Below are 19,129 nucleotides of genomic sequence, written 5' to 3'. Positions count from 1 at the left end.
CGGGTGCTGGGCGGGCAACGATCATCGATCGACCGGGGTGGATCGGAGGGGGCTGCGGGATCGTCCGATGCTATCGATATCGGCCGCGGAACAACCGTTGAGGACAACTCCGGCGACCTGCTGACCGGAGAGCGTGAACTGCTGAGCGGTCGCGCGCAGTGTCTCGAATTTGGTCTTCCCGCTTCGGGATACGATCACCAGCGCGTCGGCGAAGTGCGAAAGCCGTTGCGCGTCACTGAACTTGCTGGCGGGGGCGGAGTCCAGAATTACCCAGCCGTGCAACTGCGCGGCCCGCTCGATCAGCAGCGTCGCTCGGGGCGAATCGACCACGCGTGCGGCGTTCTCCGATGCGTGGCCCTGGGGAACGACGGAGATTCCGTCGACCTTGTTGCTCAGGGCGTCGTCGGGTGCCACCAGGTCCTCGACCACATCCACGACCGATACGACGGATTCGTCGGGTGTGCCGCTGGGCTTCGTCCGTACGTCGAAATCGATCAACGCAACGCTTTCCCCCGAGTCCCGAAGCGAATCGGCCAATTGCTGTGCGATCGAGGTGGATCCGGTCGAGACGTCCGGTGCGGTCACCAGCACGATGTGCTTCTGGTCTGCCGGGAGCGCCGCCTGCAGCGCGTCGCGGAGTTGACGGCCGGGTTCGATCCCCGTCGTCTTCGACGTCTGAGCGGGAAATGCTGCGAACAGTGGCAAACCGGTTGCCTCGATTGCGTCCTCCGGCCGGCGGATGCGTGAGTCGGCGAGGGCCAGGAGCACCGCCAGAGTGGCCCCGGCGATCAGCCCTGCGGCCGTTGCGGCACCGAGGATCAGAGTGGGAGGGAACCCGCCCGGCAGTTCGGAGCTGGTCGGTGGCTCGACGACAAGCAATTCGGCTCTGGGGGTCAAGGCCCCGGGTATGGCTTCGAGAGAGGCGATTTCGGCCATGTACTCGTCGAGGTAGGCCTGGTTGATGGCCTGGGCCGAGGACGGCGAGCCGGCCGCTGTCGAGAGCAGGATCAGCACCGTGCCGGGGACCGGGGTGGCCGTCGTACTGGCGATCAACGCTTCCGGCGTGCTGTCCAACTGCAGATCGGCGATGACCCTTCTGGCCAGATCCTGACTCTGGATCAACGCCGCATAGGACGGCAGGCGCTCCTTGGCGTACAAGTCACCGCGGTAGTAGGTGTCGGAATCGTCGCGCGGTGTCGAGACGAAGACCGTCGACTGTGACTGGTAGGACTTCGGTTGCAGCAGAAGATAAGTCGCTGCCAGACCGACCACGACGAGGCACATCACGGCCACCCAACGCCAACGCTCGGTCAGGATGCGGAAGTACTCGGTGAGTGTGCTGTTCATCGGGTCCCGTCGGGTTCGATCAGTGCTGGAGTCCGGCCGGGCGTCATTGCAGCTGCCCGAATCCGTCGGCGATCATGGCGGCGGTGAGCTTCTCGGCAATGCGCTTGTGACCCTCGGGGTTCGGGTGGATGCCGTCATCGGCCAGCAGGGAGCTCACGTCTTCGCCTGCGAACCAGCCGAGGGAGCCGGGGTCGATGAACGTGACCGCACTGTTCTCCGGCACCTCCCGGAGCTTGCCCTCGAGGTACGGCCCCACCCTGACGGGTCCCGCGTCGGAATCGAATTCCACGTCGGGATCGTCGATGAACCACGGTGCAATGGCGACTATTCTAGCGGTGGGCCACGTCTCTCGGGCCCGCTCGACGGTGTACAGGAACATGTTGCTCAGGTAGATCGGGCCGAACTGGAGGTCGTTGCGACCGGCATCGAGCACCACGACGTCGGCGTCGAAGTTCTCACGCAAACGTGGAAGACGCTCCGAGGCATTCAACGACGCAACTTCGAGTGCGCCCAGAACACGCGGCAACCGGTGGTCCGGTCCGCCGCTGATGTACCCGGTTCCTGGCTGGGAGCCGAGATTGCAATTCCACCCCAGGTTGGTGGCGGTGAGGCAGGGGTAGCCGAAGTCCGGAACGGACGAGGGGCCGACGGTGTAGCTGTCGCCCACGAACAGAGCCGAACGGGCAGCACCACGATCAGCAGTGGGCCCGGTCGAGGTGGCCGTAGTGCCGGGGTCGGAGGCCGCGGTGTCGTGGCCGAGCATCACCGCGGCAACCCCGAGTACGACGACCATCGCCAGCGCTATCACTGCACCGGTCAGCACGCGTCCACGACGGACGTTGGTCGGCGAGATTCGGCGTGGTTTCGCGCCGGGTGCCGCTGAATGCCGTGATTGCTCAGACAAAGGGAACTCCGGTGTTCTCGAGGGACGCGACGATCTGCTGGGCGAGTACTCGTTGACCGGCCTCGGTGGGGTGGATTCCGTCTTCCTGGATCATTCCTTCCGGGACCAACCAATCTTCACCCACCACGCTCAGGTACGGCAACCGGAGCATCGACGCGGCAGCGCGTACCGAATCGTCGATGACGGCGGCTGCTTCGGGAACCGGGATCTCGTGCCATATCGGGCCCATGACCACGAGTTTGGCGCGGGGTGCCCGGCGAGCCAGTTCGCCAAGGGTGTCGATCGCGCGTTGCATGATCAGTTCCGGCGGCTTGCCGACGTCGTTGATCCCGCCGACGACGAACACGACGTCCGGGTCGTCGGCCACTGCCGCGTCTATCTGGTCCGCATAGGTGCCGTTGCCGTCGGTGGCGACGTATCCGGCGCTGAAGATGCTGACGTTGTTCACCGACCATCCGGTCGACTCCGCTGCCAGCGTCGGCCATACGACCGTGTCGGGAAGACCTCTGCTGTACGAGTCGCCTACCACCGAAACTTTCAGGGGCGTGTCGGCGGCGGTGACGGTGGGGGGCGGGGCGTCGTCTCGGACGACGGCTGCGACCACGAGGGCCACGGCTGCGATGAGGGCCACGACGACCGCTGCGTTCGCCGATGGGCGTCCGAACCGGAATCGGCTCGACCGTGTCTTCGGACGATCAGGCACGACGACCTCGATCGGCCGTCGCAGCGGCGTAGGTGTCGGTCAACCTGGTTGCCACCGACCGCATGCTCAGGTCACTCCTGGCGGCCGCACGACCACGTTCGCCCATCGCCGCGGCGAGGGCCGGGTCGGTCAGCAATGTCCTCATCGCTTCTGCAATCGGGCCTTCGCCCGGAACCGTTACGATTCCGCAGCCCGTGCGGGTGACGAGGGGAGCCAGCCCACACTCGTCGGTAACCACGACGGGGATGCCGACGGCCATCGCTTCGAGGACCGACATCGGGTAGGGCTCGTTGACCGAGGGAAGTACGTAGATCGCGGCGCGGCGCATCCGATCGGGGCCTTTGCCTCCGGGCAGTGGCCCTTCCCAGGTGATCTCGGAACGGCCGGCGATGGATTCCGTCACCTTTTCGGCTTCACCTTCGTCGGGTCCGACCAGGGTGAATCGAGCCGAAAGTCCGCTGTCCAAAACTTGTTTCGCGGCACCGACGAAGTCGAGTGGACGTTTTCGTGGGTGTAGTCGGGCCAGATACAGAATTTCGGGCGTTGTATCGGTCGATTCGACGGCTTCGTACTCGGGAACGCCGTTGTTCAGCATGTCGATTCGTACTCCGTCACCGGCCACCTGGGAAATGCCTTCCCGCTCTTGGTCTGTGAGACAGAACACAGTGTGGGCCTGACGAAGCAGCCGTCGGACGAACAGGGCATCGAGCGCTGGAGCCAGGGGATTGGACTTGGGTGCGAGCATGCCGTGCGATTGGACGACGAACGGCAGGCCCAGGGTGTGCACGGCCGTCGCGAACGGCAACATCACCAGGTCGCGGGCGAGGTGGATGTGCACCACGTCGAACTCGGCACGATGCTTCCGCAGCCATGTGAGCGATGTCGGCGCTGCGAGGCCGGCGAAGCCGACACCGGGCACCAGGTTTCGCGCCTTCTTCAGCGTGAGAGGTACGCCCTCCTGCTCGGTCGGGATCGGATCGTAACCGCGAACACCCGCGGTGATCGTCACCTCGTGACCCGAGTCCTGCAGGGCCGACGCTTGATTGAGGGCGACGCGGACCGGCCCGCCGTACGCCCCGTCGGGGCTGAACAAGGTGACCGCGTGGAGAATTCGCACGTCAGCGCGGACGAATCGGTCGAATGGTCGACGGCGGTGCGAGTGCGAACGACGATGCAGGAACGTCGGCCGACACCAGCGCTGCGGCTCCGATGACGGAGTTGGCACCCACCGTGACGCCTCGAAGAACCAGCGCGCGTGCTCCCACCCAGACGCCGTTCTCGATCACGATCGGGCCGTTGTCGTACTCGAACACCGGCGAGCGGTGGTCGTGGCTGCCGGTGCAGAGAAATGCCTGCTGGGACACGCAGACATCCGATCCGATGGTGAGCTGCTCGACGTTGTAGAGGTCGCACCCCACGCCGATCCAGGTGTTGTCTGCGATCTCGAGCTTCCACGGCCACTGGATGCGCACGTCGTGCTTGATCAAGACGCCCGTGCCGATCTTGGCCCCGAAGGCGCGCAGCGCGGCGCAGCGAATGCGGTTGGGGCACCACACTTTCGTGAACACCAGGGACGAGAAGGCCACCCACAGGGCTTGATGGACGAAACCTCGACCCTTGTCGTACGAGCGCCCGCGCAGTGCGCCGAGGGATCTGACTGATGCAGTGGAGTCGGTCACGCAGGTTGTCCTTTGCGAATCAGGTCATGAGTAGCGGTAGCAAAGATGGGATGCGCGTCGACCAGTCCGCCCATACGGATCGAGGCGTTTGTAACGGTACCGGAGTGGGGCCGCGATGGAGGATGTGAGCAACCTTCAGATGCCGAGCCCAGGAGTCGTTGCATTGCTACTCTTCAGTCGAACCGAATGTGGGCAGTGTGACGGCCGAAGATCGGCGTGCGCTCGCTCGAGCAGACCTTCCAATCCCATTGCAATCGAAAGGCCCTGTCGATGAGCCTGATCCAGCTTTTCACCTGGTTGTTGCCGCCACTTCGGTTGAAGAACCGACTCCTGAACTCCTTCGGTCACGACATCGCGATGTCCGCGAAAATCGGACCCTGCTTGGTCTCGGGAGTTCGACGCGCGAAGCTCGGCGAAAACGTGCTCATCGGTCCGTTCAACACGTTCAAGAATCTGTCCCTGCTGCACCTGGAGAACGAGGCGGGGATCGGTTCGTGGAACTGGATCTCCGCCCATCCGGCCTATCAGGCGCTCGATCCGGAAGCCGGCACGCTGGCGCTGGGATACGGGGCCAGGATCGAAAGCCGTTCCTACCTCGACTGCTCCGGGACCATCGAGGTCGGTGCCTACAGTGCGGTGGGGGGCCAGCGCTGCACGTTGCAGAGCCATGAGCCGAACATGCGAGACATGATTCAGACCGTGGGACGGATCGAGATCGGCCACCACACGTCGGTCGGTAGCAACGTGGTGATTCTCAAGGGCGCGAAGGTGCCCGAATGCTCCGTTCTCGCAGCGCATTCCACGATGACGGGTAAGCCGCTCGCCGATCCCAAGCCCGGTGTGTACGGAGGGACTCCCGCAAAGTTTCTCGCTCCCATCTCGGGGCAGTGGTTCGAGCGCACCCAGATTCCCATCACCGATGTCGCGATCGACGGGGTAGTGGGTCTGGATCGGGCCTCGCTGGCGCGAGGCACCGAAGCTCCGCAGCGGGACGCTCTGCACGTGGTCGAGGCCGACGGCACTGCATGATGAGAGCAACCGCTCAGACAGCAACACTCGATTCTCCGAAGCCGGCCTCGACCGGTCTCACCTTCGAGGCCAGGCGAGCCCTCGGTAAGCGTGTCATCTCGAGCGGTGTGCTGATCATGCTCGGTGCCACGTCGGGCCTGCAGGTCATGGGCTTCACCGTCACCGGTTTCTCGGGGCTGTGCCTCCTCGTGGCCCCGGCCCTCTTCCTGACGGCGACCTCGCGCGGTGATCGATTGATCATCGCGCTGTCGACCGTGGCGTTCGCCGGGTTCATCGTCTCCTCCCAGATCAACGATCTGAGTTTCTTCGACGAACGCGTCATCCAATGGGCCTCGTTCGCGATCTACTTCGTCGGCATCACCGTCATCGCAGGTCGGGATCTCGAGCGACTCTTCTCGCTCGCGGCCGGTGTTGCACTCGGTTCCTGCCTGTACTTCCTCACGTCAGGTCTGCCTTTCGCCAGCTTGTCCACATTCGAGGATCTGTGGAAATACGCTTTCGCTCCGTACGTCACGTTGATCGGTCTGTACGTACTCGTCCGGATGAAGGTCCCGGTTCAGATTCAGGCGGTATTCCTGGTGCTGCTGGCCGGGGCCAGTCTGGTTTTGAACTTCCGGTCCCATGCCTTGGTCTGCCTCGGCAGCGCGGCCATCCTTCTGGTGACATGGCTTGCCCGTGAGAAGATCTCGCGGTTCACGCAGTTCTTGATCGTTGCCGGAGTCGGCGCGGGTCTCGGGACCCTGATCCCAGCCATCGCGCGCAGTGGAATCGCAGGCGAGGCGGTGAAAGCCAAGACCGAACTGCAGGATTCGACGGGTGTGCCTGCGATTCTGGCCGGGCGCACCGAATCCCCTCTGTCGATAGCGGCGATCCTCGACAAACCGATCTTCGGCTGGGGCAGTGCAGACAACCTGACCACCGACGTTTTCGCTCGCGGCGAGGAATTCGCGATCGCGATCGGCTTCGACCCCAACCTGCCGTTCTACGGCTTCTGGCATCTGGCGAACGGTGCCACGTCGTTGCACTCCGTTCTCTTCAGCTCGTGGGCCGAGGGCGGCGTGTTCGCTGCGGTCCTTCCGGTGTTTCTGGTGATCGCGGCACTCACCGTCATCTGGAGCTCACCGCGGTATGGAATCTGGGGTGCGATGGCAGTGCAGATTTCGGTGCAGGCGGGGTGGGACCTGTTCTTCTCCCCGATGTCGTACAACCTGCTCGCGGCGTTCGCGTTGCTCGCCGCCGTCTTCGCCAGCCGGCACCTGACTACACCCGGTAGCCGACGGTCGAGAGCATCCGAGACCGAGCACCGTGAGGTGGCCCTGCCATGAAACCCTCTGTCAGCGTGGTGATCCCCACCATCGGCCGCAGTTCCCTCGAGGCTGCTGTGCGGTCTGCACTCGCGCAGACCCATCCGGTGTCCGAGGTGATCGTGGTGGTCGACTCCGATGCCGAACCCGTTGTTCCAGAAGACGATCGGGTGACCGTGATCCACACCGGCGGCGGCGCAGGGGCCAGCAGGGCGCGTCAGTCGGGGATCGACAAGAGCACCGGTGACGTCATCGGTCTGCTCGACGACGACGACGTGTGGTTGCCGAACAAGCTAGAAGTCCAATTAGCTTCGGTACCAACGGATTCACAGTTGTGGATCGCATCCAGTCGCGTCCGTGCAATCACTGCCGAGGGCGGTTCGGAGTGGCCGGTTCGGTTGATCGGTATGCACCAGCCCGTGGATCAGTACCTGGTTCGCTTCCACTCGCTCAGGTTCGGTGGAGCGAGTGCGCAAACGTCCACGTTGCTGTTCCCCCGTGAGATCGCCGAGACGGTTCCGATGGACCTTCCTCTCGGTTCCGTGCACGACGACCCGTCCTGGCTGATCGATGTGCGTCGACGCTTTCCCGACGTCCCGATCGTGCAATCGGCCGAGGTGTTGGTGCAGTACGACATGACGTCTGCGTCGCTGTCTCGAACCGATTCCGATCAGAGCGTGGCCTACATCCAGTGGGGCAAGGAGTATCTGGCGTCCTCGGACAAACGGAGCAGGGGAGACTATTTCCTGACGAGTCCGCTGTCTTCTGCTGTCAGTGGTCGGTCGATGCGTGGGGTGATCAGGTCCCTCGTCGCAGGTGTGCGGTACGGACGACCCGGGAAGTGGGCCTGGGGGTTTGCTCTCGTGAGCACGGTGCGATTGGTGTTGATGAAGGCCATGGGAATCGCCCAGCACCTGACGAAGAGATGAGATAGGCATGTCGTCGAAGATCGAGAAGATATCCGTGGTCACGATCAGTTTTCGTGACCTGGACGGGCTGAAGAAAACTGTCGACAGCGTTCGGGCTCAACAGTGTTCGGTGCCCGTCGAGCACGTGGTTCTCGACGGCGGGTCCGGCGCGGAGGTGGAGCAGTACCTCGAGTCGATCGGCGCAGGTCTGCAGTATTGGCGCTCCGAGCGCGACAACGGACGGTACGACGCGATGAACAGGGGCATCGCGCAGACCACCGGCGACATCGTCTGGCTCATGCATTCCGGTGACTGCTTCTCCGACCCAGGTGCACTCGAGTACATCGTGGAGAACTTGAAGGACCCTCGGGCGCAGTGGGGCTACGCCAAGGTGCGCCGCGTCGGTGCCGATGGCATCGATCTCGGTGAGTGGGGTTTCATGCCCTTCGACCTTCACAACTTCACCATCGGCAAAGCGCCCATCCCGCATCAAGGTTCGTTCGTGGGTGCCGATTTCGCGAAACAGCTGGGGCCGTACGACGAAGAGTTCGGGCTGGCAGCCGATCAGCTGTATCTGATGCGAGCGGCACTGATCAAGCCTCCGGTCACGTTCGACCGTGTCGTGTGCGATTTCGACACCACGGGTGCCGGCACGGTCCGGCCCATCAAGGAGAGCTTCGCAGATCTTCGGCGGGCCTGGGACAAGCTGGACCACTACCCGTACGGCACTCGTCGACGTTCCCGCCTGCAGTCGAAGGTGATCGAACTGGTGGTTCGGGTGGCGTTCCACGGTCGCGAAAGAGTCCGCGCGATGTTGGGGAGGGCACCGGCGAATGGCGGGTAGGCACCGCGCCGACCGTGGGCAGAAGGGATTCTCCAAGCCCCACCCGGCCGCGGTCCAGGACGTGCCGCCCAACGAACTGGTGGACACCGCGGCACCGGCGGGTGGACTATCGTCCCAGGAGCAGAAGGCCGTTCTGTGGGGGACGGTCTTTCGTGTTCTCGGGACGCCGATCATGGCGCTGCTCGGGCTTCTGAACACCGCGATCATCGTGCGCGAGACCGGTGAGTCGATCTTCGGTGTCGTGTCGTTGATCGCCACGATGAGCCTGCTCTTCCCGTTCGCGGACCTCGGTATCGGAGCCGTGGTAACCAACGCCAGCTCGCGGGCCGGCAAGTTGTCCGAGGACCCGGTCACGGTGGGAACGATTCAGCGTGCCTACCGGGTGCTGGCGATGATCGCCGCTGGACTGATCGTTGCGTTCGTGCTCATCATGATCTTCGACAAGTGGGGAGCCGTCATCGGTCTCACCACCGGACCCGATGATCGATGGGTGATCACCCTGGCGGCCAGCCTGTTCGCGTTGAGCCTGCCGACGGGGCTGGGCATCCGAATCCTGATCGGCATCAACAAGAATCAGCTCGCAGTGTTGGTGCTGATGTCGAATACGGTGTTCGGTCTGCTGATCACCGTCGGGTTGATGCTCGTCGGTGCTCAGGGAATCTTCTTCGCCATTCCCGGTGTACTCGGCGCGCTTCTCGGCAACATTGTGGGAACGATTGTCGCGCTGCGAATGTCCGGCCTGGGAACGGTGGTGTTCGCGGCACCCGTGCAAGAGATGGCTCAGGTGAAGTTGCTGGCGGGTTCTCTGTGGATGCTGATCGCCAGTGTGGGGTTGCCTCTCGGCCTGCAGTCCCATCGAGTGATCCTCTCGCACTTGTCCACGCCCGAGGAGCTGTCGAGATACGCACTGATGGCTCAGGTGTACGCACTGGGATGGTCGGTGTTCTCCACCGCAGGCATGGCCTATTGGCCGGTGTTCGTGAAACGGCGGGGCGATCAGGCGGGCACCATCAAGATGTGGATCAAGATCGTGCTGGTGTTCTTCGGGGTGTCCGTCGTTGCGGCGGTGTTCATCTCGCTGCTCGGCCCCTTCGCGACGAACATCCTCTCCAGTGGCGAGGTGAAGACCGGAACGTGGCTGGCTGTGGCGTTCGGCTGCCTACTGGTGGTGCAGTGCATCCACCTTCCCGCGGGAGTGCTGCTCACGACGCCGACGGAGATGCGGTTTCAGGCGTTCTGCATCATGGGAATGGGTCTGATCAGCGTGATCGGCGGTATCTTCGTGGCTCCGGAGTACGGAGCCGTCGGAGTGGTGTTCGTTGCTGCTGCAGCAGTACTGGTCACTCAGATCGTGCCGGATTTCGCGTTCGTTCCGAGATTGGTCAAGCGACGAGATCCGGTGGAACTCGATCAGGCCGAGACGTCGGGGCCGGTCTCGGTGTAACCGAAGGCCGGGTCGGTCCAGGCGACACCCCTGCGCACCACCTTCGCGGGCACACCGCCGATCAGGCAGTCGGGTTCGTCGAAGTGACCGCGCACCACGGCACCCGCGGCCACGATGCACCCGTCGGCTATCCGCGTTCCCGCGAGAACGGTGGCCCTTGATCCGATCCACACGTGGTTGCCGATGTGAATGCCCTTCTCGGCGTGCCGGAACGGGGCGTCGGGAGAAGACCGCGTCGGGTGGAAGTCGTCGTCGATCAGGTGCACGTCCCACCCGATCATTCCTTCGTTCCCGATGGTGATCTCGCTGGTTGCAACCACGACGGACATCGGCGAGACGGTAGTCGGTCCGCTCATGGTCATCGTTGCCCCCGGCCCGATGTCCCAACGGTTTCCGGACGTGATGGCAACGGAGCCGTCCACTTCGAAGCGGCCGCGCACGCGGAGTGATCCGGCCATTCTGTTGTCGGCGAAGCCGTAGTTGTTGATGCCCAGGGCCAGGAAGCCGTTGCGGACGGTGATGTTCCCCGCGCCTCGGACGCGGAAGTTGCGTCCCACGAAAATTGGCTTGCGGCGCAGAATCATCGGTGCGGTGCGCAGCACGGTCGGACGGAACTCTCCGAACAGTAGGCCGAGTTTCGCTCGCAGTGTCATCGATGTCCTTCACGATCGCGGCGGGCCAGGTTGTGTGCGAAGTGCCGGAACCCTTCGCGGCCGGCGGATTCGCTGTACCGGGCGTTGCCCAGATCCCTCGCTGCACGGATCAGTCGATCGACCTCTACCGGGTTGCCGTCCAGAGTCATTACCGCGCGGTTGAGGGCCGCTGGGTCGCCCGGAGTGGCGAACAGAGCAGAGGAGTGTTCTACCAGTACCGAATGTGAGATGCCACCGGGTTCGGTTGCGGCCACGATCGGCCGAGAGGCCGCGACATAGGACGTCAGCTTGCTCGGCAGCGACATCTCCTTGACGCCCGGGCGCTCGTTGAGCAGCAGCACGTCGGCGGCGGCAAGCACACTGGGGTAGGTGCTTTCGTCGACGGGGTCGACGAATTTCATCGTCGGGAGTCCGTCTGCAGCAGAAACGAGTTGGCGACGCTGATTGCCGTCGCCCACCATCACATAGGTGATCGGCATCGATTGTTCGTGCGCCATCCGAGCGGCGTCGACCACCGATTCCAGTCCCTGCTTCATGCCCATGTTGCCGGTGTGCACCACTACGCGGTGGTCGGTGTCGGTCCAGCCGAGTCGCGCGCGGGCCTCGCGCGTCGTCTCGGTCGATCCCGAGATGTGCGTGAAGATCGGCAGGTCGACGATCTTGGCTGCGTCGACGCCGTTCTCTGTCAACACGTCTCGGAATCGTGGGGTGATGACGCCGATGGAGTCTGCGCGTCGGGCCAGTCGGTACTCGAACGATCCGACCATGCGCCCAGCGGTGCCGCCGGTGGTACCGGATTGGGCCGCTGCGTTTCCGCTCAGGTCGTGAACGACCACTCCCAGGGGTCGTCCTCGATGCCCGAGGGATGCGGCGAGTAGGGCCCCGAGCAGTGGGGTGACGGCGATGACGACGTCCGCGCGCGAGGCGCGCACCAATGGCGCAGCCAGGGTGGCGAAGCTAAGTTCCATCCGGGCTCGGCCGACGAGATCGGGAGCGGCGGGCACCGCATGCCGGACGCGTCGTACCCGTACGTTCCCCACCTGTTCTCGCCATGTGATGCCGCGACGGTAGCGGGGATCCTGAATTGCCCACTGCGGGTAGTGCGGAACTCCGGTGATCAGGTTTACATCCGCGCCTGCGCTGCTCAGCGCTTCCACGAGTGCGGTGTTGTACGGAGCGCTTCCGGTGGTCTCGGGTGCGTAGTGGCAGGCCACCACGCAGACGGACAACCCATGGAGCGAGGGTGATGCGTCCTGCTCGTCGGGGACTTCTGCCACGTCAGTACGCGCCGTCCGATTTGAGCACTGCCGCAGCGGTACGCCAGATGATGACGAGGTCCTGGATGATGGACCAATTGTCGACGTAGTAGTGGTCCAGTCGAATTCGCTCCGACTCGGCCACATCCGACCGTCCCGAGACCTGCCACAGCCCGGTGACGCCGGGCTTGACGAGGCTGCGGCGCTCGACGAAGTGCTCCACGTCCGCGCCTTCGCCGGGCACCAGCGGCCTGGGGCCAACGATGCTCATCTCGCCGGAGAGGACGTTGAACAGCTGGGGAAGTTCGTCGATGCTCAGTTTCCGTAGCAGCCGACCGGTTTTGGTGATTCGGCTGTCCGTTGCCGACTTGTAGAACACCGAGGTCTGCTGATTCGCATCCTCCCGTGCGTGACCGATGGCCGAGTCTGCATCGACCACCATGGTGCGCAGTTTCCAGATGCGGAACTTCTCGCCCTGCAGGCCCACTCGCTCCTGGCGGTAGAAGATCGGTCCTCGGTCGCCGACCTTGATGGCGACAGCGGCGACGGCCAGCACCGGAAACAGAACGATCAAGGCGATGGTGGCGAGCACGAAATCGAAGACCGTTTTGCTCTTCCGGGTGGCACCGTCGTACTTGGGTCGGTCGACGTGCAGCAGTGGCAGGTTGTCGATGGGCCTGATCTTGAGCCGGGGCCCGGCGATGTCTGCTACTCCGGGAGCGACGACCAGATCGATCCTGTGCTTGTCCAGCTTCCATGCCAGATCGCGCATCCGCTCGTAACCGAGGTGCTCGACGGCCGCAACGGCAACCGTTGTCGCGGAGGTCTTCCGGAGTGCTTCGTCGATTGCGGTTTCGTCACCGAGGATTTCGATGGTGCGCCCGTTCGCGTCGACGGTTGCCCCGGCGGCACCGATGTATCCCGGGATGCACGCACCGATCACTCGGTAACCGGCGTCGGCCGCGTTGTCGAAGTTGCCGGAGATTCTCTTGATCGACGTGACGTTGCCGATCACGATGACCTCGCTCAGGTAGTACCCGGCCGACCGCTTGCGGGCGAGGCGTCGCCTCCAGAATCGACGACCGGTCAACAGGCCGATGAGGCCGATCGGCAGCGCGATGGCCAGGTATCCGCGGGCGATGCCCGACTGGACGAGAAGGTCCACCACGGCGATTCCACCGAACAGCCAGCCGGTTGCCGTCACGACTCGTCGGTATTCGTCGGCACCGTTGCCGATCAGCTGTGGGTCGCGTGACTGAACGAGACCGAGCGCGAGCAGCCAGACGGTGCCGAGGCCGGCGGAGAAGGCCGTGAAGAAGATCAGCGCACTGAGGGTCTCGGGTGAGTCGGTCGCAGGGGTGCCGAACCGGATCAGTTGAGCGCTGACGAGTGCTGCGACGATGACGCAGGCATCGGTCAGCAGAACCTTGCGCCGGTAGCTGCGCTGCCATTCGGTCCGCTTCGCCGGCACGTAAGCTTCTTCGGAGGACGAGATCAGCTTGGGAAGGTCCGGCGAATTCGAGCGCGACTTAACCGGGTTGTAACCTGACGTGAGTTTGCCGAGGGCGACATTCATGTGCGGTCTCCATGTCTGGCTGTGCAACGAACAGACTGAGCGAAAAACGAACTAGTAAGTACTGACTGAACGCATTTCCCCGAGCGCTGCTCATTCTTCGCAGGATCGGGCAAAAGTGTTACTGGGCACACCTAATTTGTGTCAGGTATCACCGGATCGACGAGTAGGACGTGAGTGGATGCAGGCCGCAAGACACCGACGGTGCCGAACATTCTTGGCATCGATCGGAGTGACGTCGGTGCTGTTGGCTGCCTGTTCTTCGGCCGAGGACCCCGCTGACGAGCAGGTGGAGTCCATTACGACCGCCGCAACCGAGGGCAGTGGGTGCCAACCGTCGGTGGAGCATCTCGGCCTGACGGCGGTGACTGCGTCGGAGTCCGAAGACCTGCTGGCAAAACAGAGTTCGCTGATTTCGCAGTATGGATTCGGCGCGGTGAGACTGACAATTCACTGGCCCGTAATCGAGCCTTATCCCGGTGTTTACGATTGGAAGTCCACCGACGATCAGGTCGCGGCATTCTCCGATGCCGGGCTCGACATCTTGGGGGTGGCGACGTGGGCACCATGGTGGGACGTCGACCCGGCCAATCGGAACGTCATGCACCCGAAACCGTCGGATCCACAAAAGTTCTCCGAGTTCGCAAAATTGGCCGCAAACCGCTACAAAGACCGAATTCGCACGTGGGAAATTTGGAATGAGCCCAATACCGGCGCAACATTCGGTCCTGGTGTCGATTTACAGACGTACGTTCCGATGTTGAAGCAGTCGTACGAAAAGATCAAAAGCATTGATCTGGACATCGAGGTCCTGACCGGAGGTACCTCGCCGACCATCGACAACGACACGGACCTGAGCCCGGCAAGTTTCATCAAGGGCCTGTACGCAGCCGGCGCGGGCCCTTTTTTCGATGCCATCGCGATGCATCCCTACAGTGCCCCGGATCGTCTCAGCGAGGCGTCAGTGCAGTCGTACAGCTCCAACACTGCGATCGCGCGGATTCGCGAGACGATGATCGTCAACGGCGATCGCAACAAGAAGATCTGGTTCACCGAGTTCGGTGCCGCCTCCGGCACGGGACCGGAGAGCGTCCCCGAGGACAAGCAGGCCGAGCTGTTGGTGGACGGCATCGACTACCTACGGAGCCTGTCCTACTGCGGCGGGATCTTCCTGTTCGACTTCCGTGACTACGACACCGGCAACGCGGTGGACGAGCTGAACGCGGGGCTGGTGCGGTCTGACTTCAGCCCTAAGCCCGCGCTCGATGCCGTGATTCAGGCCGGCGGTTCCAACTGAGTTCGACGGGTGGCTTTCGCGTGCTCGAGCGTCATGGCCGGCGGTGACACCATGACGGTTCCGGGCGCGACGTCGTGCAGAATCGTGGCGTTCGCGCCGATGGTCACGTCGTTGCCGATGGTGATCGGGCCCAGTACCGCTGCACCCGCACCCACGCGGACGTTGTCACCGATGACCGGGCGGCCCTTGGCCGTGTAGCCGAGGCTCACGTGCTGATTGATCCAGCAGTTCTTACCGATGTGTTCTGCGGTGATGATCGAGCCGAGGCCGTGTTGAATGAACAGGCCGGGGCCGATGGATCCCGCTTCGAGTGTCAACGTGGACAGACCCGGATAGAGCTTCTTGAGCAGCAGCCGTTGGACCGTCCCGATGTGCCTGATGCGGTAGTGCACAAGGGTTCTGAACTCGGGTAGCGCTCCGGCGATGTAGGCGAACCGGCGGTAGGGATCGAGTGCGCTGATGGCCTCGACTTCCAGACATACGGTCCATTTGGCCACGTCTGCCGCGATGTCGTCGGCCACGCCCGCTCGCTGCACTGCTTTCCAGAGTGGGTATGCCCAGACGGACGCTGCGGAGGTGAGAAGGGATGTCTTGTCGGTCACCCGAACCACTGTAGGGGCAAGAGCCGTCACCGTCCCATCGATCAGGGGCACTCGTTGGGTGCGTCCTTGTCCGAGAACCGCTCGAGCATCCACTGGTACATCTCGTCGCCCGCATCGGCATCGGCGTGGCCTTGACCTGCCATCTCGCGGTGGACGATTCGGTCGCCGATGCGGCATCCGGCGTCGACAGCCTTGGAAACCCATGCGGGCAGGATCAATTCGTCGTCGGATCCGTTGATCACCAGCATCGGTGCCGGTGCTCGTCGCTGGGGGAGCGAGGCCTCGGTGAGCCACTCGGTGAGTCGATCGGTCGCTTCGTCCGATGCCGGCTGCACCTGTGCTGCGTCGAGTTGGGTGGACAGGGCGGCCTTCTCGGTGTCGGGCAGTGCACACGACGTCAGGCCCGTCAGCTCGCCTGCTGCTGCGCCCCGCAGGTAGTCGCTCTGCTCGAGATCGGGGTGCACCACCGACAACCCGTCGATGATCAGCGGCATGAACGCAGTTTGTGCACCGGTCAATGTCTCGTCCCGAGCGGCCTCGGCGAAGCCGGTGATGTCTGCTGCAGGCGAGGTGGACACACTACCGACGAGGTTCAGGCCCGATCCGTAGTCTGCGCTGTATTCGTTTGCGGCCCATGCTGCTTGGCCACCCTGCGATCCGCCGACGGCCATCCATTTGTCGGAGGTGTCGGGGTATTGGTTGCGCACTGCTCGCACGGCGTCGATCATGTTGAATCCGGCGGTACGTGGCTCGAGGTAGGGGTGCTCGCCCGGCCAGCCCAGTCCCTGGAAGTCTGTCATCGTCACCACGAATCCGGCCTCGGCGATGGCGGCGAGGGTGGGTGCGTAGCCCCGTAGATCCGGGCTGAGCGACGGCCCACAGTCCTGGCCGAGTCCGGTGGTGGGGTGACCGTAGGAGATGACGGGCCAGCCGCCTGCCGGTGCGTCTCCGCGGGGACGGTAGACCGTAGACGCCACCTCGGACACCTGACCGTCGTATGCGGAGACGGAACGGTAGACGACGGTGCGGGCCTCGCCGAGCTTGTCGGCAAGATTGGGATCCAGGCCTTCGACCGGGGTGGATTGAACGATGGTGCCCCGCTGATCGAGCACCGACTGGGCGATGTCGGGAAGCGGGGTATCGAGGACTGCCACCGCGCGCGGTGTCTCCTGGGAGCACGCAGCGAGCGTCAGGATGCCGACTACGGCAAGGGTTCCGACGCGACAAGCAGACGAGGCCAACATGTGTTCAGGCTAGCGTGTGCTGCGATTTCGACCGACCAAGCTCTAAGCTCGGGTAACTGACCCTCGTCGACATTTCAGGTTGGAGCAAACTCGATGAAACGCGCGCTGATCACCGGTATCACTGGGCAGGATGGTTCCTATCTGGCAGAACTGCTGCTGAGCAAGGGGTATGAGGTGCATGGCCTGATTCGACGGTCGTCCACCTTCAACACGTCGCGCATCGATCACCTCTACCAGGATCCGCACGACACCGGCGCTCGAATGTTTCTGCATTACGGCGACTTGAGTGACGGTGCTCGACTGGTCACGCTGTTGACCGAGATTCAGCCGGACGAGGTTTACAACCTCGGCGCGCAGTCGCACGTGCGGGTGAGCTTCGACGAGCCCGAGCACACCGGCAACACCACTGGCATCGGTTCCATTCGACTGCTCGAGGCCGTCCGTCTGGCGGGGTTGCAATGCCGCTTCTATCAGGCGTCGAGCTCCGAGATGTTCGGCGCAACTCCGCCGCCGCAGAACGAGGAGACTCCGTTCTACCCTCGCTCGCCGTACGGTGCCGCGAAGGTCTACGCCTACTGGGTCACCAAGAACTACCGCGAGGCGTACGGCATTTTCGCCGTCAACGGCATCCTCTTCAATCACGAATCCCCTCGTCGCGGTGAGACATTCGTGACTCGAAAGATCACCCGCGCGGTTGCGCGCATCAAGGCCGGTGTGGAGCAGAACATCTATATGGGCAACCTGGATGCCATCCGCGACTGGGGTTACGCGCCGGAGTATGTCGAGGGCATGTGGCGGATGCTACAGGCCGACGAGCCGGACGATTTCGTGCTTGCTACCGGTGGAAACTTCTCGGTGAAAGATTTCCTGGTAGTTGCGTTCGAGCGGGCCGGTTTGGATTGGGAGAAGCACGTCAAGTTCGACGAGCGCTACCTGCGTCCGACGGAGGTCGATGCTCTCGTCGGCGACGCCAGCAAGGCAGAAGAGAAGCTGGGCTGGAAAGCCACCGTGCACACACCGGAGCTGGCGAAGATCATGGTCGACGCCGATATAGCGGCTCTCGAGCATGAGGGTCGTCCGTGGATCGACCGGCCGTCGCTGCCGGATTGGGCGTGAGCGCCGTGGTGCCGGACGGGTCGCCTGCACCCGCCTACGTACCAGCTCCTCTGGATCGAGCAGCACCCCTGTACGTCGCCGGACACCGCGGACTTGTGGGGTCGGCGATCTGGCGTCAACTCGAGAACTCGGGTTTCGATCGTTTGATTGGCCGATCGTCATCCGAGCTGGATCTCAAGGACCGCGACGCGGTGTTCGCGTTCTTCGCGGAGACCAAGCCTGCGACGGTGGTACTGGCTGCTGCCAAGGTGGGTGGCATTCTGGCGAACAGTACGTATCCGGTGGATTTCTTGTCGGACAATCTTCGGATTCAGGTGAACGTGCTCGATGCGGCCTTGGCGCAGGGCGTCGAGCGCGTCCTGTTTCTCGGTTCTTCCTGCATCTACCCCAAGCTTGCTCCTCAGCCGATCAAAGAGGAGTACCTGCTCACCGGTCATCTCGAGCCGACAAACGATGCCTACGCCATAGCGAAGATCGCGGGGATCCTACAGATTCAGTCGGTTCGCAAGCAGTACGGACTGCCCTGGATCTCGGCTATGCCGACCAACCTGTACGGCCCGGGAGACAACTTCTCCCCGCAGGGCTCGCACGTACTGCCGGCGTTGATCCGCCGGTACGACGAGGCCCGCCGCGATGGTGTCGATACGGTGACCAATTGGGGTAGTGGATCTCCGCGGCGTGAGTTCTTGCATGTTGATGATATGGCGGCTGCGTGTATTCATTTGCTCGAGCACTATGACGGGCCTGATCAGGTAAACGTGGGTACCGGTGAGGACGCGACGATCAAGGAGATCGCCGGGATTGTTGCTTCCACTGTCGGTTTCGAGGGTGAGACCGAGTGGGACACATCGAAGCCGGATGGGACACCGCAGAAGCTTCTGGACGTGAACAAGCTGCGGGATGCGGGGTGGAAGCCGCAGATCGACTTGGAGGCGGGGATCGCGACCACAGTCGAATGGTATCGGCAACACGTCGACTCACTGCGCACCTGACAGGCCGAGCCGGGCCGTCCTACGTTCGACCGACATCCTTGACACCGGCCGCGGATCTGGCGCTAATAGGTGGTCGAGGGTCGGTCGGGTGGGGCACGATCGCAGACATCGGTAAAGCAGTGGACGCGTTCGGTTAACGCAGTAGAAACGTGTGACGACCTGCAGGTTTCTGTCGATCAACCTATCGTGACCAAGTGACGCAATAACCACAACAAGATCATCTGCACGACGGGG

The 19,129-nt window shown here is 63.3% G+C and carries 18 protein-coding genes; 8 read left to right on the top strand and 10 right to left on the bottom strand.

Going from position 1 to position 19,129, the window contains the following annotated elements; translation table 11 throughout:
• Nucleotides 1–21: 21 nt before the first annotated feature.
• The 5 genes from CH291_RS07060 to CH291_RS07040 are packed head-to-tail and all read right to left on the bottom strand — an operon-like array spanning nt 22 to nt 4,633.
• Nucleotides 22–1,347 carry a Wzz/FepE/Etk N-terminal domain-containing protein gene (locus tag CH291_RS07060; RefSeq protein ID WP_094687027.1) on the bottom strand — a complete coding sequence of 442 codons (1,326 nt, stop codon included), beginning with the start codon at nt 1,345–1,347 and terminating at the stop codon, nt 22–24.
• Nucleotides 1,348–1,390: 43 nt separating this feature from the next.
• A complete protein-coding gene (locus tag CH291_RS07055) occupies nt 1,391–2,251 on the bottom strand; it encodes an SGNH/GDSL hydrolase family protein (protein ID WP_143545896.1) in 861 nt (286 codons plus the stop codon).
• Nucleotides 2,244–2,954 (bottom strand): SGNH/GDSL hydrolase family protein, encoded by a 711-nt coding sequence (locus CH291_RS07050; RefSeq protein WP_179276463.1) that lies wholly within the window; start codon nt 2,952–2,954, stop codon nt 2,244–2,246. The genes CH291_RS07055 and CH291_RS07050 overlap by 8 nt, the downstream gene beginning before the upstream one ends.
• Nucleotides 2,947–4,071: a glycosyltransferase gene (locus CH291_RS07045; protein WP_094687024.1), complete on the bottom strand. Its 1,125-nt coding sequence runs from the start codon at nt 4,069–4,071 to the stop codon at nt 2,947–2,949. The genes CH291_RS07050 and CH291_RS07045 overlap by 8 nt, the downstream gene beginning before the upstream one ends.
• A gap of 1 nt (nt 4,072) precedes the next feature.
• Nucleotides 4,073–4,633, bottom strand: coding sequence for a colanic acid biosynthesis acetyltransferase (locus CH291_RS07040; RefSeq protein WP_094675920.1), 561 nt, complete (start codon nt 4,631–4,633; stop codon nt 4,073–4,075).
• Between the two features lie 270 nt (nt 4,634–4,903).
• On the opposite strand from CH291_RS07040, the gene CH291_RS07035 reads away from it, so the two are divergent.
• The 5 genes from CH291_RS07035 to CH291_RS07015 are packed head-to-tail and all read left to right on the top strand — an operon-like array spanning nt 4,904 to nt 10,162.
• Nucleotides 4,904–5,662, top strand: coding sequence for an acyltransferase (locus CH291_RS07035; protein WP_143545895.1), 759 nt, complete (start codon nt 4,904–4,906; stop codon nt 5,660–5,662).
• Complete coding sequence (locus CH291_RS07030) at nt 5,659–6,987, top strand: hypothetical protein (protein ID WP_143545894.1); 1,329 nt, start codon at nt 5,659–5,661, stop codon at nt 6,985–6,987. The genes CH291_RS07035 and CH291_RS07030 overlap by 4 nt, the downstream gene beginning before the upstream one ends.
• Nucleotides 6,984–7,895 carry a glycosyltransferase family 2 protein gene (locus CH291_RS07025; protein WP_094687021.1) on the top strand — a complete coding sequence of 304 codons (912 nt, stop codon included), beginning with the start codon at nt 6,984–6,986 and terminating at the stop codon, nt 7,893–7,895. The genes CH291_RS07030 and CH291_RS07025 overlap by 4 nt, the downstream gene beginning before the upstream one ends.
• A gap of 7 nt (nt 7,896–7,902) precedes the next feature.
• Entirely contained in the window at nt 7,903–8,718 is an 816-nt protein-coding gene (locus CH291_RS07020) for a glycosyltransferase (RefSeq protein WP_094687020.1), read from the top strand.
• Complete coding sequence (locus CH291_RS07015) at nt 8,708–10,162, top strand: lipopolysaccharide biosynthesis protein (RefSeq protein WP_094687019.1); 1,455 nt, start codon at nt 8,708–8,710, stop codon at nt 10,160–10,162. The genes CH291_RS07020 and CH291_RS07015 overlap by 11 nt, the downstream gene beginning before the upstream one ends.
• Here CH291_RS07015 and CH291_RS07010 read toward each other — a convergent pair.
• Genes CH291_RS07010 through CH291_RS07000 form a run of 3 tightly spaced genes read right to left on the bottom strand, consistent with a single transcriptional unit; the run spans nt 10,129 to nt 13,647 of the window.
• Nucleotides 10,129–10,815 (bottom strand): acyltransferase, encoded by a 687-nt coding sequence (locus tag CH291_RS07010; protein WP_094687018.1) that lies wholly within the window; start codon nt 10,813–10,815, stop codon nt 10,129–10,131. The genes CH291_RS07015 and CH291_RS07010 overlap by 34 nt on opposite strands.
• Complete coding sequence (locus CH291_RS07005; protein ID WP_179276462.1) at nt 10,812–12,092, bottom strand: glycosyltransferase family 4 protein; 1,281 nt, start codon at nt 12,090–12,092, stop codon at nt 10,812–10,814. Before CH291_RS07005 ends, CH291_RS07010 begins: the two co-directional genes overlap by 4 nt.
• A 1-nt stretch (nt 12,093) precedes the next feature.
• Nucleotides 12,094–13,647, bottom strand: a complete 1,554-nt coding sequence (locus CH291_RS07000) for a sugar transferase (protein ID WP_094687016.1) — start codon at nt 13,645–13,647, stop codon at nt 12,094–12,096.
• A gap of 229 nt (nt 13,648–13,876) precedes the next feature.
• Here CH291_RS07000 and CH291_RS06995 point away from each other — a divergent pair, with 229 nt between their 5' ends.
• Nucleotides 13,877–14,941 carry a cellulase family glycosylhydrolase gene (locus CH291_RS06995; protein ID WP_179276461.1) on the top strand — a complete coding sequence of 355 codons (1,065 nt, stop codon included), beginning with the start codon at nt 13,877–13,879 and terminating at the stop codon, nt 14,939–14,941.
• On the opposite strand, the gene CH291_RS06990 is transcribed toward CH291_RS06995, so the two are convergent.
• Nucleotides 14,920–15,543: a serine O-acetyltransferase gene (locus CH291_RS06990; RefSeq protein ID WP_256980756.1), complete on the bottom strand. Its 624-nt coding sequence runs from the start codon at nt 15,541–15,543 to the stop codon at nt 14,920–14,922. The genes CH291_RS06995 and CH291_RS06990 overlap by 22 nt on opposite strands.
• 41 nt (nt 15,544–15,584) lie before the next feature.
• Nucleotides 15,585–16,787 (bottom strand): lipase family protein, encoded by a 1,203-nt coding sequence (locus CH291_RS06985; RefSeq protein ID WP_094687013.1) that lies wholly within the window; start codon nt 16,785–16,787, stop codon nt 15,585–15,587.
• 93 nt (nt 16,788–16,880) lie between these two features.
• Between CH291_RS06985 and gmd the strand changes: the two genes are divergently transcribed.
• Together gmd and CH291_RS06975 are read left to right on the top strand one after the other, a co-directional pair.
• Nucleotides 16,881–17,903, top strand: a complete 1,023-nt coding sequence (gene gmd, locus CH291_RS06980; RefSeq protein WP_094687012.1) for a GDP-mannose 4,6-dehydratase — start codon at nt 16,881–16,883, stop codon at nt 17,901–17,903.
• An 8-nt stretch (nt 17,904–17,911) separates the two neighbouring features.
• Nucleotides 17,912–18,895, top strand: coding sequence for a GDP-L-fucose synthase family protein (locus CH291_RS06975; RefSeq protein WP_143545902.1), 984 nt, complete (start codon nt 17,912–17,914; stop codon nt 18,893–18,895).
• Nucleotides 18,896–19,129: the final 234 nt, after the last annotated feature.

The organism is Rhodococcus sp. 14-1411-2a (assembly GCF_002259485.1).
Lineage (GTDB): Bacteria > Actinomycetota > Actinomycetes > Mycobacteriales > Mycobacteriaceae > Rhodococcoides.
The sequence above is the reverse complement of the archived record's forward strand: the minus strand, read 5'-3'. Positions and strand labels throughout refer to the sequence as shown.